Raw genomic sequence first — 15,790 nt, forward strand, 5'->3', positions numbered from 1 at the left:
TCAAACCATCTTTTTTTATCGTTGTTGATGGCTTGAAGCGCACAGCGATTATAAATTCCGCTCCACGCTTCAAGTTGTTATTTTAAAAGGAAATCTTGATCTTGATTTCCGAAAATGCTTTAGGCACAGCATTGCCTCTATAGGCACAGCATTGCCTCTAAGCCGAATTCGAGCAGCCGTGCATACCCCCAAGACACGGCTGCTGATCTGGTGTCGCGAATTAGATTTCGCCCCCCAGATAGAGTTTCTTCACGCGCTCGTCTGAGATAAGCTCTTCTGAATTACCCGAGAGCACAATCTTGCCGGTGGTGAGCGCATAAGCCCGCTGTGAGATACGAAGCGCCATGCGCGAGTTTTGCTCTACGAGCAGAACACTCACTTTTTCATCACGATTGATGGCCACGATTGAACGAGCGATGTCCTGCACCAGCTTAGGTGCGACGCCCAGTGATGGTTCATCAAGAAGCAACAACTTAGGTTTTGCCATCAGCGCGCGCCCGATGACGAGCATCTGCTGTTCACCGCCACTCATAGTGCCAGCTGCTTGCGAGTAGCGTTCTTTAAGACGAGGGAAGCGGCCCATCACCATTTCCAGCGTGTTGGCAATTTCCGCCTTACCGGATCGCGTAAAAGCCCCCATCAAGAGATTGTCGCGTACGCTCATATAAGGAAAGACACGGCGTCCCTCCGGAACCATAGCGATACCCATTTCAACAATCGTATCCGAACGGGTGCCATCAAGACGACGTCCTTCGAAATAAATCTCGCCTTTGCGCAGTTTGTTCAGCCCTGTAATCGCTCGCAGAATTGAGGATTTTCCAGCACCGTTCGCACCAATTAGGGCGACTGTTTCGCCTTGGTTGACCGTTAGCGAAACGCCTTTGAGGGCATAGACGTGATCATAATAGAGTTCAGCATCAGTAACTTTCAGAAGCTCTGTCATGATCAGTATCCAATCGTTTCATCTTCTGCGCCAAGATAGGCCTCGATGACTTTCTCGTTCTCCTGAATCTCCTTGGGCGTGCCTTCCGCAATCTTCTGACCGAAATTGATGACAACGATCCGGTCGGAGATATTCATGACGGCTGGCATATCGTGCTCAACGAGAAGAACGGTAACGCCACGGTCTCGCACCGCGCGCACCATTTCCACCGCCTTGACGGTTTCGTCGTGGTTCATGCCCGCAAAAGGTTCATCAAGCAGCAGGATTTTAGGCTCCGTTGCCAGTCCGATCGCAATGCCAAGTGCGCGAAGATGGCCATGTGGGAGGTTCTGCGCAACTTCATTGCGCTGACTGCCAAGTCCAAGAAAATCCAGAATTTCGTCCGCAGAGCGGCCAAACTCCTCCTGATCTTGTCGAGCCAGCCCCGTGCCGACATAACATCCGAGGAAACTTGCTTTGGCGCGCAAATGATGAGCGACAATCACATTGTCACGCACCGTCATGCCTTTGAAGATAGTTGTTTCCTGAAATGTGCGAACCACGCCTTTACGGGCAACAATATGCGGAGCAAGCCCCGATATACGTTCACCTTTAAAGCGAACTTCGCCAGTAGTCGGTGTGATAAAGGACGCGATCAGCTTGAAAAGGGTCGACTTTCCCGCACCGTTCGGTCCGATCACCGATAGAATTTCCTTTTCCTTGACCGAGAAGGAAACGTCGTTGACCGCCACAAGTCCACCAAAACGCTTAGTCAGCCCTTTAATTTCTAGAAGTGCACTCATGATCTCGATCCTTTCTTGCCAGTCAGCCGAAGGCTGAGCAGGCCGTTAGGCAGGAACAGCATCAGAATGATCAACAGGCTTGAGAAGATAAGGAGCTGGAACTTTCCGGTCTGGAACAGGAAATCCCAACCGAAATAGAGAACAAATGTGCCGATGATGGGACCGAAAACATAGCCAAGGCCGCCAAGGAAGCAGTTGAGCATGAAGTTAACGGAGTCCGTGACGGTGAAGCTTGACGGATAGATTGACTGCGAGATTGCCACAAACATCGCGCCCCCAAGACCGCCAAGGAAAGAGGAAATGGCGTAGGCCAGTACGCGCAGATAGGTGATGTTGACGCCAATGGAGGAGGCGAGTTCTTCATTCTGTTGCAGCGACTGGCAAAGCCCGCCAATACGCGAATGAATAAGCCGATAAAGTCCGGCAAAGCACAGCACCATCAATACAACCGACACATAATAGAAAGCTGCACGCGGGTTCTGTAGCGTTGCGAAATCGGGCAAAATGGTCAGACCGAATATTGATATGCCACCGGGCATCGGAATGCTTACCATGCCTTTCGCACCATTGGTGATTGGCAGGGCCATTGCCAGCAGACGCGCAACTTCTGTGAGCACCAGAGTGACCATGGCGAAGTAAACGCCGCGCAGTCGCAGGATCGGAATGCCGATAAGGATGCTGGCGAAGGCGCAGAACAGACCGGCCAACGGTAGTGTCAGCCAGAAAGAAACGCCGTATTTGACCATAAGAATGGCCGAGACATAGCCCCCCATCAGTGCATAGGCACCCTGACCGATATTGATGCGGCCAATGTAGAAGGTAAGCCACACACCACCGCTGACGATAGATAACAGAGCTACCGAGGTCAGGGTATAATAGAGGTCGCTACGTCCGGTCACTTCGATGAGCAGCGGAATGCCAATTAGCACGAGTGCGAGAAAGGCAACGACACCGAGAATTTTTGTTGTCTTTGTCATGATTGCCCCCATCAACCCCAAGGTTTGCCCATAAGCCCATTCGGGCGAAGACTGAGGAAGACCATCAGTCCGGCAAAGATGACGAGATAGGTGATATCACCGTAAGGGCGCAGCACGGTGAGGCCGACCGACTCCAACATGCCAAGGATGAAGCCACCGGCAATTGCACCGCTGACGACACCTGCGCCACCAATCATCACCATCATGAAAGCCTTGATGGAAATTGCTCCACCAATGCCTGAATTAACACCGGTAATGGCGACCAACAGACCACCGACCAGGCCTGCCAGCATAGCCCCCATTGCGAAGCCGATCATGGAGTAACGGTCAACATTCACACCCATCAACTGCGCAGCTACGCGGTCTTGAGCGAGCGCGCGCATGGCGCGACCGGGTTTCGTGAATTGCATAAAGAGAACGAAAGCTGCGATGAAGATGACGGCGAGCGCGCCGATCAACATGCGGTCATAAGGCATTATCAGCCAATCAGAAACGAAGACACCGTTTATGATTTTCGGTACGCCACGCTGCTTTTCGCCAAAGAGTAGAAGGATAATTGCATCAAGAAAGAACGCGACCGCCGCTGCAAGCAGCATCGTACTTTCATCTCGCAGACTTCGTTTAATAACGGGTCTGAACAACAGCTTCTCAATCAACGCGCCCACAATCATCAATGTGACTGCTGAAGCGAGCAATGCCACGACAAATGGTAATCCAAGCTGGCCATAGATCGTGTAAGTGACGAATCCGCCGAGCACATACATCTGGCCGTGCGCGAAATTGAGGACGTTCATCAGAGCGAAGATCAGCGTCAAACCTAACGCGATCAGTGCATATTGCGCACCAAGATACAGCCCATTGGCTATAATTTGTTCCATGAAGGCAGACTCCCCCTGCGGAGACAGGGCTACGCCAAAGCCTCCGTGACAGTTCTTTATGGTTGGGAGGCCTGATGCGGAATATATCGACACCGCATCAGGCAATTGTTTTAAGCGCTGTCGTTTAGTCGACCTGCGCCACAAACAGCGTTTCGAACTTGCCGTCCTTGTATTCTGTCACAACCATAGGAATGCCGATCTGGCGCTTCTGACCAAATGACGTTGTGCCAACATAAGTCAGCTTCGCGTCATCACCCTTCACGAAAGGGTTCTTTGCCGAGAAGGTATCCATGGTCTTCATGAATTCTTTGACATCATCGATTGCTGCCGGATTGGCTTTGATCGTTTCGATAATGTAATCGAGCGCATAAACCTTGGTGTTGGACTCGTCATTATACTCGCCATAGGCTTTGGTGTAGCGATCAACGAATTCCTTCATGGTGTCAGACGCGATTTCTGGCGTAGAAGCACCGCCTACGGAAATGAAGCCATTCGCGAGCTCGCCCGCGCCTTCTTCAAGAACCTTGGCATCCTGTGCGGTTTCGGTTGAAATGAAGCCTTCGTAACCGAGTTCACGTGCAGCACGGATCAAAAGAGGCGCATTCCCGGGCGCAACGCCAGAAAGAACGAGAAGATCAGGCTTCTGCATGATAATTGGCGTCAGAACCGGCGTGAAGTCACGTGTGTCGTTCTGATAAGCGTCGCTGGTAGAGACCACTTCAAGGCCAAGAGCTTTGGCAGCCTCAATACCGCTATCGCGCTGGCTCAGTGGATCAGATTCATTGGCGGCGACGAACGCAACGCTCTTAATGCCCTTATTGTCCTTGAGATATTTATAGATCGCCGGACCTGACTGATAGTTAGCGATCATACCAAGAACGGCATTGGATGCTGGCGGCGTGTAAAGTTCTTTCGGGAATGAATAAGGGAAGTAAATAATCCCTTTGGACTCGGCGACTGGACGAACAGCGGCTGCGCCGTCATCGACATTAGGCCCGACAACGTAATGTACGCCTTCCTGAGCCATTTTTTCCATGCCAGCGATGGCGCGTTTTGGATCTTTCTGATCATCGAATGTGACGATATTAATTTTGTAAGTATCGTCACCGATTTTCACACCACCGGACTCATTGAGCCAATCGGCACGTACCTGCATCGAACGAACGTTGGAAGTACCCCATGATGCAGCCGGTCCACTCGTTACACCGACAAAGCCGATTTTGAGTTCTTTGTCTGCTGCTTGGGAGGCATTGGCGGACATGAGCGCAAAAAGTGACACGGCGCCCAGCGCCGCAGTTTTAATAACTGCGCGTCTGTTAAACATTTTTATTCCCCTTGTTTAAATCACCCCTCTCTCGTTTGATGGAGAAGAGCATGATGGATTGAACGCCACATCTTAAAAATTGTCAACAATATTAATTATCATCATAAACAATATGGAAGTAGCGTGGTCACAATGCTTATTAGAAAGGGATAAAATACTTCATTATAACGGCTTGCCCCTGATCATTTCCTGCAAACGTCACATGCCCAATCAGGGGAATGATCTCATTCAATATTGAATCGTTGAAACCACGCTATCTATTTGTTTTAACGTATTCGTCTTCCACGAAACCGCTTCGCACTTTTGGCTCAAATGATTTAGGGTTTGTTGGATGCAAATTGAATTGCACTCACGTTTGATGCCAACTCCAGACTGAAGAGATCTCATGTCCGTCCAGCGCGTAAGCTTCTACATTCTTCTGGCTCTGGTCACTATAGCCTTCGCATGGCTGCTTATTCCGTATTATTCCGCAGTGCTTTGGGGCGTCATCCTCGCGGTCATTTTCTACCCTGTTCAACAATGGTTGCTGAGAGTTCTGAATGGCCGACGCAATGTTGCCGCGCTGTTGTCGGTGTTGATGTGTATTTGTCTGGTGATCATTCCAACGCTTTTGATCTTTGGATCGCTGGTTCAGGAAGGCAACTCGCTCTATCAGCGGCTCAGTACGCGTGAGTTTGATCTCAATAGCTACATCACCAGCATATTAGGAGCGTTGCCTGACTCACTTGAAGAATGGATGGTTCGTTTTGAACTCGGCAGTTTTGCTGAATGGCGTTCGCGCATTTCATCCGCCATTTTGCAGGGCAGTCAGATCTTTGCTGGCCGGTTGGTGAGTCTGGGCCAAAACACGCTCCAGTTCTTCATAAGCTTCGGCATCATGATTTATCTGCTGTTTTTCCTGTTCCGCGATGGCGCTGAGCTGGGTGCCAAAATTCGCCAAACAATTCCTCTTAGCGAAGAATATACCGGCCAAATTCTGGAAAAGTTCACTGCGGTTATTCGCGCCACGGTTAAAGGCAACATCATCATTGCGCTTATTCAAGGAACACTTGGCGGCTTGACCTTCTGGTTTCTGGGCATCGAGGCGGCATTGCTTTGGGGCGTGATGATGACGATTTTCTCACTGCTTCCGGTTGTCGGCGCTTCTCTCGTATGGGGACCGGCCGCCATCTGGTTCATGGTCAACGGCATCTGGATAAAGGCAGCAGTTCTGATATTCGTAGGCGTTTTCGTGATTGGCCTGATCGACAACTTCTTGCGCCCCCCGCTGGTTGGTAAAGGTACGCGCATGCCCGACTTTGTCGTGCTTATCTCGACAATCGGCGGTATTTCGCTGGTGGGAATTAATGGCTTTGTCGTTGGTCCGATGATCGCTGCCATGTTTATCGCTGCCTGGTCTCTTCTCGCACAAGAACAGAAGACAGATATCGCTCCGCAAAAGAAAACTGATTGAAAAGACTCGGGAAGTGCAGAGGGATAAAGCGCCGTGTGTTCACTTGGGCGCTACATAAGCACGCTCCAAACTATTGAATCTACGCAGCGCGTAGGCATTTCACAGATCTTCGGACGTGCTTTAAAAACAAGAAAGCCCGCTGCACTGGGAGGAGGAGTGTGCAACGGGCTGATCTGTAAAGCGCGACTGGGAGGAGGAGTGCCGCGCTTCGCGTTCAATTTCTGGGAGGAGGAGTGAAACTGAACAAGCCCAAAATAGGAGCGAGGCCCGCCACTTACAAGAGGCGATGCTGCAAGGCAGTTATGCATTTATGAATAGCTCAAAAAAAGAGACCGCCCCGCAGCGATAAACGCGCTGGGGCGGCTCGATCCTCCTCCAAGTGGAGCCGACAATAACCGCAAGCGATCAAAAAGCAACCCCTTAATATTCAGCTCTAATTTTCAGAAATTACTGAAATTAATGTACATTTAAGTGTTGATGCAAAATAGCTACCAAGCTTTAATTGCAACGTCTTCATTACCCAACTTACATAGTGTAATTATTTCACCATTCTGCAAAAAATTACACTATTTGGCATCAGGTATGACTTAACCCGGCAAACTTAACGCTGTATTCTTTAATCGATTAAAGCCACGCAATGCCTCACATTTCACAACCTGCGCGCACCCCTTATCCCCATTCATATAATTAAAGTTGACTCATAATATCAGGATTAATATAGCCTCCAATTAATATGAGTCTTTTTATCATCTTAGTGACATGGCGGTGATGGCCAATTCGGGGGTTGCAATGAAAATGAAGTCGAGACTTGGCAGCTATCTGTTGGAAACAACAGTTTTGAGTGGAGCAATTGGTTTAAGTCTCCTGATTGCGATGCCCGCTTTTGGGCAGACTGCTCAGAATCAGAAGACAGCTGAGGAAAGACAGCAAGCTCAAAAGAAAGAGCAGGCACTTCAGCTCGATACAATCACCATTTCACCCAATATTCAGAACCAGGCCGCTATTGATGCGAAGGCATCAACGAGTGTCATCACGCAGCAGCAGCTGGATCGCATTCAGGCAACTACTGCCGCTGATATTTTCCGTTCGACACCAGGTGTCCATGCCTCTTTGAATGGTGATGATCCGGCGACATCCATCAATATTCGCGGCCTTCAGGAATATGGCCGTGTCGCAGTAACGATTGACGGCGCACGTCAGGACTATTGGCGCGTCGGTCACGGCTCAGGTTCATTCTATATTGACCCGGAAATGCTCAAACAGGTAACGGTTATTCGCGGGCCTGTTTCCAATGCCTATGGTTCTGGGGGTATCGGCGGTCTTGTCGCCTTTGAAACCAAAGATGCCGGCGATTTCCTGCGCGACGACGAAACCTGGGCGTTGAGTGAAAAGCTGCGTTACGAAAGTAACGGAAACGGTTGGATGACCAGCACAGTTGGCGCCTATCGCTTAAACCCAAATTTCGATGTCATTGGCAATATCAACTATCGTGATAGTGATGCCTATAAGAATGGCGATGGCGATGTTGTCCGCTGGACAGGAGAACGCGTCGTCAGCGGTCTGGGCAAAGTCACGATCCGCCCGGCCGATGGTCACGAAGTAAAACTCGGTTTCCAGCGTCAGAAATATAACGACATCATGACAGGCAGCAGCGGATCAACATCCAGCACATTGTCGCGTTATAATGCCGAAACGATCGTCAGCACCTATACCGGCAACTACACCTATAAGCCTGACGATAATCCGTTTTGGGACCTGTCGGTTAATGCCTATTACAGCGACACCGACAATGATCAGTATCAGGTTTGGCCAAAGGCCAGTATCGGCAAGACGCGTTATTACGACGTTTCGACAGCCGGTTTCCGCGCCTATAACAGCTCGCGCTTTGAAACGACGACCATGAGCCATACGCTTACCTATGGCGTTGATTATTATAAGATGCGCGGTAAATCCGACACCGACAACTTCGGCAACGGTGAACAACAGGCTTATGGCGGTGTTATTCAGTGGCAGGGCGATTATCAGAAGTGGCTCGAGCTGATCGGTGCCCTCCGTTACGATGGCTATCGTCTCGACGGCACGACCAAGGCCACCAATGTTCTGCCTTCGGAAGACGTCAGCGTTGATGGCAATCGTGTTTCTCCGCGTTTCAGTGTCGGTGTAACACCGTGGGATGGCGTTCAGTTCTACGGCCTTTATTCGCAGGGTTATCGAGTTCCCCACATGCAAGATATGTTCAGGCAGAACGGAGCGCACGGTTCGGGATATGAACCGAACCTTCTCTTGAAGCCTGAAGTCGCAACCTCTTATGAATTCGGTGTCAATCTTCGCCAGGACGGCATTCTGGATGCAGGCGATCAGGTCCGCGCCAAGCTCAACTTCTTCCATACAGACGTCAAGAATTACATCAACACCGTCAAGACCGGCAGCGTGACGACATCTGAGAATGTCGGCGATGCACGTCTGCGCGGGGTTGAGCTTGAAGGCACCTATGACAACTGGTGGGGCTACGTGAACCTCGCAGCTTCTTACACCGACGCGGAAATGAAGGATGGCGTCTACAAAGGCGAAAGCCTAAGCAACACACCGCTCAACAACCTTAGTGCAACGCTCGGCCTGAAGGCGTTTGAGGAAAAGCTCGTCTACGGTGTCGAATATGAAAGTGTGGGCAAGGTCAATCGCGCGCTTACAACAGGCGGCGTCAAAGTCTATCCGCGCGTGGATCTCGTAAATGTCTTTGCCAACTGGCAGGTTACGGACAATGTGAAGCTCGACTTCGGCGTCGATAACCTCTTCAACAAAGCCTATACGGATGCACAGACTGGCTGGGCTACCAGCACGGATATCGAACAGGCAAAGGGGCGTACTTTTAAGGTCGCCATCACCGGTCGCATCGGCGGGTAACTTTGCAGCAGGCGAGGCGATTTGCCTCGCCTGCCATTCCCTAACAAGCCTTAATCAAAATGATAAACTTTTCCAGAATACTCATGTTTATGCTATGAGATTGTGGAAAGAAAAGATTGAGAAAAGCCGTGTCTAAGATGTCATCAGTACCGACCTCCAAGCTGACAAGCCATTCCCATATTAGCCTTCAAAACGGTGAAGCCTATCTGCCGAACATTATTGATCGGCTGCATTCCTATCAGGCGCAATATGGTAGTCATGAAGGTCGCCATTCATTCGGTTACGATTTCGGCCGAATCGAAATCGATGCCGCTGATAGCGGTTATCGCGTTTCGCTTTTCGCTGATGAGGATATCGGCCTGCATCGTCTGAAAGACCTCGCGGCGGTGGCGATCAAGCTCTACACCAAAGAAGAAGCGCCGGAGATTGTGTGGCAAGGCGATCATGCAGGCGAACAGGTTTTGCCACAGTTTCGGTTGATGCGTGTACTGTCGACGAGCCTGTTCACACCGCATATGTTGCGCGTGCGGCTGGCCGGTGAAGATTTGAAGCGGTTTTCACTTTTTGGCGCAATGCATGTTCGCTTGCTGCTTCCAACAGAAGAGGTATCTCAGCCTGTATGGCCTATCATGGGACCAAACGGCCTGCCGTTCTGGCCCGATGAAGCGCGCAAACCGGCATCACGTGCCTATACGATCCGTGATTTGGATATTCATGCGGGCTGGATCGAAATCGACTTCTATCTGCATGAAGTGGAAGGCTTGGCCTGCAAGTGGGCTAAAGGCGCGCAGATTGGCGACACTATCGGCCTGATGGGACCTGTGGGCCGTCCGCTGCGCCAGGCAGCCCGTTATCTCATTGGTGCCGACGCGACCGGATTGCCAGCTATTGGACGTATGCTTGAGGAGTTTTCCGCAGACGTGACGGGTCGCGTTATCATCGCAGTCGATAGTGAAAAAGACATACAAACTTTGCAGCATCCACAAGGTGTTTCCGTCGACTGGATTGTGGATTCAGATCAGAAACGTGCTGCAGAAAAATTGACGCAAGTTCTCTGCGAAGCAGAATGGCCAGAAGGCCCGGATAGTTTCGGCTGGTTTGCGGGCGAGGCGGATCAGGCCAAGATTGTTCGACAGTATTGGCGACAAACACTCGGTAAGAGTAGGGAAAGTACACTTGTTGCCGGTTATTGGCACAAGGATGCCGTTGGTTTCATGGCTGGCTAAAGTAAGCGGAATCTAGAGTGAGCGGTAGAAATACAATCAAACGCCGCCCACTCTATCGAAAAATGTCCTTACCAAAAGAATGCCGATCCCGGAGGTCATAATAACCTTTCACTCGCAAACGGAATGCGCTAGGCACCCTACTAATTGTGAATAGAAGGAGCCATGCCATGGCCGATTTGTTGAAACGCTTTGCCAGCTATTACCGACCGCATCGCGGTTTGTTTGTACTGGACTTTTCAAGTGCTGTGGCCGCGGGTCTTCTGGAACTTGCCTTTCCGATTGCAGTAACGCTCTTCATCGACAGGCTGCTGCCAACTGGCCAGCTCGGCCTTATTTCACTGGCAGCCATAGGTTTGCTGGGGATTTACGTGCTCAATGCGTTTCTTCAGGTTATCGTGACCTATTGGGGACACATGCTCGGCATCAATATCGAGACCGAGATGCGCCGTAAGGCTTTCGACCATTTGCAAAAGCTGTCCTTCGGCTTCTTCGATAATCAGAAAACCGGCCATTTGGTTGCCAGATTGACCAAGGATCTCGAGGAGATCGGCGAAGTCGCCCACCACGGACCGGAAGATCTGTTCATCGCTATCATGACGCTGATTGGTGCGTTCTGCCTGATGATGTGGGTTCACGTTCCATTGGCGTTAATCACAGCGGTTATCGTGCCTCTTTGTGCTTATGTCACGCTGCGCTACGGTGGCCGCATGACCACCACATGGCATGCGCTCTATCGTCGTGTCGGCGATTTTAACGCCCGTATCGAAGAAAATGTCGGTGGCATCCGCGTCGTGCAAGCCTTCACCAATGAAGACCATGAACGCAAACTCTTTGCGGAAAGCAACGAGAACTATCAGAAAACAAAGCTCGCCGCCTACAAGATCATGGCAGCCTCTATGTCGCTATCTTATCTCTCCATGCGCTTTGTGCAGGTCGTTGTTATGCTTGCCGGTGCCTGGTTTGTCTTGCGCGGCGAGCTGACTGCTGGCGGATTTGTCGGCTTCCTGTTGCTCGTCAATGTCTTTTTCCGCCCTATCGATAAGATCAATTCGGTTATCGAGACTTATCCGAAGGGTATTGCCGGTTTTCAACGCTATATCCAGTTTCTGGATACACGTCCTGATATCGCCGATCGTCCGAATGCGAAATCGGTTGCACGCCTCAAAGGTGATATCGAATACCGCGATGTAGGCTTCGGTTATAATTCAGAGCGACCGATTTTCGATGGCCTGAACATGGCTATCAGTGCGGGCGAAACAATCGCTTTTGTTGGTTCGTCCGGGGCAGGCAAGACGACGATTTGCTCGTTGTTACCGCGGTTTTACGAAGTCAGCGGTGGGGCCGTTCTGGTCGACGGCATCGACATTCGCGATATGACCTTGAAATCGCTGCGTTCCAATATCGGAATTGTTAGTCAGGATGTCTTTCTGTTCGCAGGAACAATACGCGAAAACATTGCCTATGGTCGCCTGGACGCAAGCGATCAGGACATTGCCGATGCCGCTCGTCGTGCGCGTCTTGATGCGGTCATTGCTGCAATGCCAGAAGGCTATGACACGGTTATCGGCGAACGTGGCGTCAAGCTATCTGGTGGACAGAAGCAACGTCTCGCGATCGCGCGCATTTTCCTGCGCAACCCACCGATCCTGATCCTCGATGAAGCAACTTCTGCACTTGATACGGAAACTGAACGCGCGATCCAGCAATCTTTGTCGGAGCTTTCCGTAGGTCGCACGACGCTGGTAATCGCGCACCGGCTTGCCACCATCGTCAACGCAGATCGAATAATGGTTGTCGAGGGTGGTCAGATTGTCGAGCAGGGCAGTCATGCTGAACTTCTGTCTGTAAAGAATGGACGCTACAAACGCCTTCATGCGGTACAGGCAGGTTCATCAGGTGACGGGATGTTTTCCGCCGCCGGATGATTGCTGAGTTTGTCCTGAATTGATCTTTTAGGAAAACTTATTATCTATTTGTAATATATGAAATAAAAGAAACGCCCTGAATATGGCAATTTAGGGCGTTTTGCTTATCTAGTTTTAATCCGATTTCTATTTTACCACTTGGTATGAACCTTCAGAAGCGCCTTACGGCCTTCGCCATATCCGCAGACGAAGACACCCTGACATCCGGCAACATAATTCTTGTCGAACAGGTTCGTGACGTTGAGATCAATGCCCCAATTGTCCTTTTCATAGCCGACTTTCAAATCGGCGAGGGCAACAGCTGGCACTTTTAGCGTGTTCTCTTCGTCTGCATAAGAGGAACCGACATAGCGGACACCGCCACCCAGAGTTACACCTTCCAGCTTGCCTTCCGGCACCTTGTATTCAACAAAGACCGAAGCCTGTTGTTCAGGCAAAAGATATGGTCTCTTGCCAACGAGTGCTTCATTGCTCTGGTTCTCTTTGATCTTCAAATCATAAGCGGTCACTGAAGCTGTCAGTTTCCATGCATCGGTGATGTTTGCCTGAACTTCCAGCTCGAAACCGCGCGAATTGACCTTGCCAAGCTGTTCGCGAGCGAAGCTGCTGCCGGTCAGTGCGTTTTCTTTGGTCAGATCAAACAGCGATGCCGTAATAAGACCATCGAAGAGTTCGGGGCGATATTTCACGCCGACTTCATACTGCGTGCCTGTTTCTGGCTGGGCATAGCTGCCGTCATAAAGCGTTTCGATGATCGGATTGAAGAAAGTTGCAACGCTCAGATAAGGCGTGAGACCGTTGTCAAACTGATACCCCACACCGGCACGGCCAGAAAGGCGACCTGTATTATACTCATAGGCGGGCAGACCGGTCGCATCGGTCCAGACATAATCGTAGCGACCATTCGCCGTCACAATCCAGCCATCACCAAATTCGATACGATCTTGCGCATAGACGCCGAGCTGATGACGTCGCAAATCCTGATCGATGTAAGGGTCCCACATCGGCCCCTGTGGCTCACCATAAACAGGATCATACGGATTGATCGGCGTCGCACCGCCTGTTTGCTGCATCTGATTGATGCGGAAGTAACGGTACTCAGCGCCGAACAGCAAATTATGAGTCAGAGCGCCAGTAGTCACAGCACCTTCAAGCTGATTATCGGCCTGAAACGTATGCACAGTCGTGTCGTGTTTGAAGTTGATGCGCGAGACATTCGGATCGCCGGGAGCAGGCTGTGGGAGATAATTATAGCCATATGCATAAAGGCTATGCTCTTTGACATGCGCAAAGCCGTAGCGAACATTCTGGCGAATGGTCCAGTCATTGTCGAATTGGTGTTCGAATTCATAACCGATCTGGCCTTGCTCTCGCTTATAATCGTCCAGATCTGGTTCAGTCAGATTTGTCTTACGCGAGATCTTGCCGAACTCGGTAGGAACGACTGTACCATAATATGGGAGGAAACCGCCGCCATCATGTGTCAGGTCGAGATGCGTATAATTGGCCAGAATGGTCAGACGCGTTGTTTCATCCGGCTTATATTCAATGCTCGGTGAAATGACGCCGCGGAATTCCTTGGAATAGTCAGTGTAGTTGTCGCCACCCTGAATCTTACCGTTGATGCGGTAATTGACGGTTTCGGTAGCTTTGTCGCCGATATCGAAGCCGAGATAACCGTTACCATAGCTGTTAATGCCAGCTTCCAGATAGCGGATGCGCTCACCGGTCGGACGTCTACTGATATAGTTGACGATACCACCTGGATTGGTGCCGCCATAAAGTGCTGAAGAAGCACCTCGCAGAACATCGATGCGCTCTATATCGAAGCTATCAATAAGGAAGCCACCGAAACCATAGCTGAAGTTTTGAAGGCCATTCAGGTAGGTGCCGTACTGCGTCGCTTCAAAACCGCGAATGTAAATCCAGTTCGTATCGTTATCGACGCCGAAAGGCTGGCTAAGTACGCCCGGCGTGTAACGCAAAGCTTCATCAAGCTTCTGTGCGCCAATAGCGTCCATTTGATCGCGCCCAACGACAGAAACAGACTGTGGGATTTTTTCGATCGCCACACTGCTTTTCGAGCCTGTGGTCGTTGCAGCCGGAACAAAGCCTTCTACCGGTGCAGTGCCATCCGATGGTTTGCCACTGCCAGTTTGTACGACAACTGTATCAAGACGGATCGATGTGTCAGCATCCTGTGCGTAAGTCGACGCGCCTGTGAGTGGAAGCAGGGCGAGAGCCGTTCCGCTTGCCAACAGCATCATCATTTTTTGCTTCATCGATATTGTCATACGGCTATGGCCCCTCATGTAAATTGATAAGTGCCTGCGTAACGCGAGAGTTTCCTCTCCGGGTATATTCTCAGGCACAATCATTGCGAACTTTGATCAAGTTGCAAGTTAATATGAGTATTTACATCAGGATATATCGCGAAGATTGATCGATATTCTGCTAGATTGAACGATATTTCGCTAATATGACGAAACAGCCACAGGATCGTTTTATGATTGCAAACGTAACCATGCGGCTGGCGTGATACCGGTCAACTTCTTGAATACGCGTGTAAAATGGGCCTGATCAGAAAAGCCGGTGACAGCCGCTATATGAGGCAGAGAAGCACGAGGCTGCAGGAGAAATAACTGCGCATGTTCAATGCGCCGCTTCATCTGCCATGCATGAGGTGAAACGCCGGTTGATGCTTTGAATGCGCTGCAGAAATAGGATTCTGACAACTCTGCCAGTGAAGCCAGCTCCTGAAGGCGGATAATGCGATAATAATTATCCTCGATGAAATCAGTGACACGGCGCAGCTGCCACGGAGAAAGCTTGCTCGTGCGTGCTGCCTGTTCGGGGCGCGCTTCAAACAGCTCGCTGACAAGCGCATTGATCAGTCCTTCGCCATATAGCCCATGCAATGGCGCGTCAGACAGGCATTCTTCAGCAAGCAGAGTGCCGATCTGTTCTATCTTTGTGTTGGAGAAGAGCAGGCGCGGGCGCTCCATGGCATTAACGTCAAGCGCATTGCCAAAGCGCTGTTGGAGCACGCAGGTGTCGAGATGCAGATCAAGATGTTTCAGCTTTCCCGGTCTGGTGACGCGACTCCAGATCGTCATACCAGCGGGTATATAACAAAGTTTTGGTTGCTCTGCGGTTTGTGCAATGGCACGGGAGCTTTGCTCAGGCCTGATAGCCAGTTCACCACGGCTTTCAAGCACCAGAAAAAGTCGTGGGGCTTGCGAAACATATTCTCCACGCGCATCCGGACCGCATTCGACTGACCACACATCCGCGATGGCGCCGTTCCAGACGCGATAATGAAGATCATCCAGCAAACAGACGTCTTCGATGCGGCTTTTCATATGCGGATGGAAGCCC

General features: G+C 50.7%; 11 protein-coding genes. 4 read left to right on the top strand and 7 right to left on the bottom strand.

The genetic code is table 11. From position 1 onward, the window contains the following. Positions 1-220: 220 nt before the first annotated feature. From OIV19_RS04360 to OIV19_RS04380, 5 genes are all read right to left on the bottom strand, one after another. Positions 221-943, bottom strand: coding sequence for an ABC transporter ATP-binding protein (locus OIV19_RS04360; protein ID WP_095444381.1), 723 nt, complete (start codon positions 941-943; stop codon positions 221-223). Positions 944-945: 2 nt separating this feature from the next. Further along, positions 946-1,725 carry an ABC transporter ATP-binding protein gene (locus OIV19_RS04365; RefSeq protein ID WP_191793243.1) on the bottom strand — a complete coding sequence of 260 codons (780 nt, stop codon included), beginning with the start codon at positions 1,723-1,725 and terminating at the stop codon, positions 946-948. Then, positions 1,722-2,702, bottom strand: a complete 981-nt coding sequence (locus OIV19_RS04370; RefSeq protein WP_095445655.1) for a branched-chain amino acid ABC transporter permease — start codon at positions 2,700-2,702, stop codon at positions 1,722-1,724. Before OIV19_RS04370 ends, OIV19_RS04365 begins: the two co-directional genes overlap by 4 nt. 11 nt (positions 2,703-2,713) lie before the next feature. Next, positions 2,714-3,580: a branched-chain amino acid ABC transporter permease gene (locus tag OIV19_RS04375; protein ID WP_024896230.1), complete on the bottom strand. Its 867-nt coding sequence runs from the start codon at positions 3,578-3,580 to the stop codon at positions 2,714-2,716. Positions 3,581-3,704: 124 nt separating this feature from the next. After that, positions 3,705-4,904 (bottom strand): ABC transporter substrate-binding protein, encoded by a 1,200-nt coding sequence (locus tag OIV19_RS04380; RefSeq protein WP_095444383.1) that lies wholly within the window; start codon positions 4,902-4,904, stop codon positions 3,705-3,707. 385 nt (positions 4,905-5,289) lie between these two features. Between OIV19_RS04380 and OIV19_RS04385 the strand changes: the two genes are divergently transcribed. The 4 genes from OIV19_RS04385 (at position 5,290) to OIV19_RS04400 (ending at position 12,412) form a co-directional block, all read left to right on the top strand. Then, a complete protein-coding gene (locus OIV19_RS04385; protein WP_151092252.1) occupies positions 5,290-6,357 on the top strand; it encodes an AI-2E family transporter in 1,068 nt (355 codons plus the stop codon). A gap of 789 nt (positions 6,358-7,146) precedes the next feature. Next, positions 7,147-9,261: a TonB-dependent hemoglobin/transferrin/lactoferrin family receptor gene (locus OIV19_RS04390; protein ID WP_264230784.1), complete on the top strand. Its 2,115-nt coding sequence runs from the start codon at positions 7,147-7,149 to the stop codon at positions 9,259-9,261. Positions 9,262-9,398: 137 nt separating this feature from the next. Then, positions 9,399-10,487, top strand: a complete 1,089-nt coding sequence (locus OIV19_RS04395; RefSeq protein ID WP_264230966.1) for a siderophore-interacting protein — start codon at positions 9,399-9,401, stop codon at positions 10,485-10,487. 167 nt (positions 10,488-10,654) lie between these two features. Next, entirely contained in the window at positions 10,655-12,412 is a 1,758-nt protein-coding gene (locus tag OIV19_RS04400; RefSeq protein ID WP_191793240.1) for an ABC transporter ATP-binding protein, read from the top strand. Positions 12,413-12,543: 131 nt separating this feature from the next. Here the strand turns inward: OIV19_RS04400 and OIV19_RS04405 are convergent, their stop codons facing one another. Both OIV19_RS04405 and OIV19_RS04410 read right to left on the bottom strand, forming a co-directional pair. Then, positions 12,544-14,706, bottom strand: coding sequence for a TonB-dependent siderophore receptor (locus tag OIV19_RS04405; RefSeq protein ID WP_264230785.1), 2,163 nt, complete (start codon positions 14,704-14,706; stop codon positions 12,544-12,546). 210 nt (positions 14,707-14,916) lie between these two features. Continuing rightward, positions 14,917-15,774 (bottom strand): helix-turn-helix transcriptional regulator, encoded by an 858-nt coding sequence (locus OIV19_RS04410; protein ID WP_235901771.1) that lies wholly within the window; start codon positions 15,772-15,774, stop codon positions 14,917-14,919. Positions 15,775-15,790 lie beyond the last annotated feature (16 nt).

The organism is Brucella sp. HL-2 (assembly GCF_025846885.2).
Classification (GTDB): Bacteria; Pseudomonadota; Alphaproteobacteria; order Rhizobiales; family Rhizobiaceae; genus Brucella; species Brucella quorumnocens.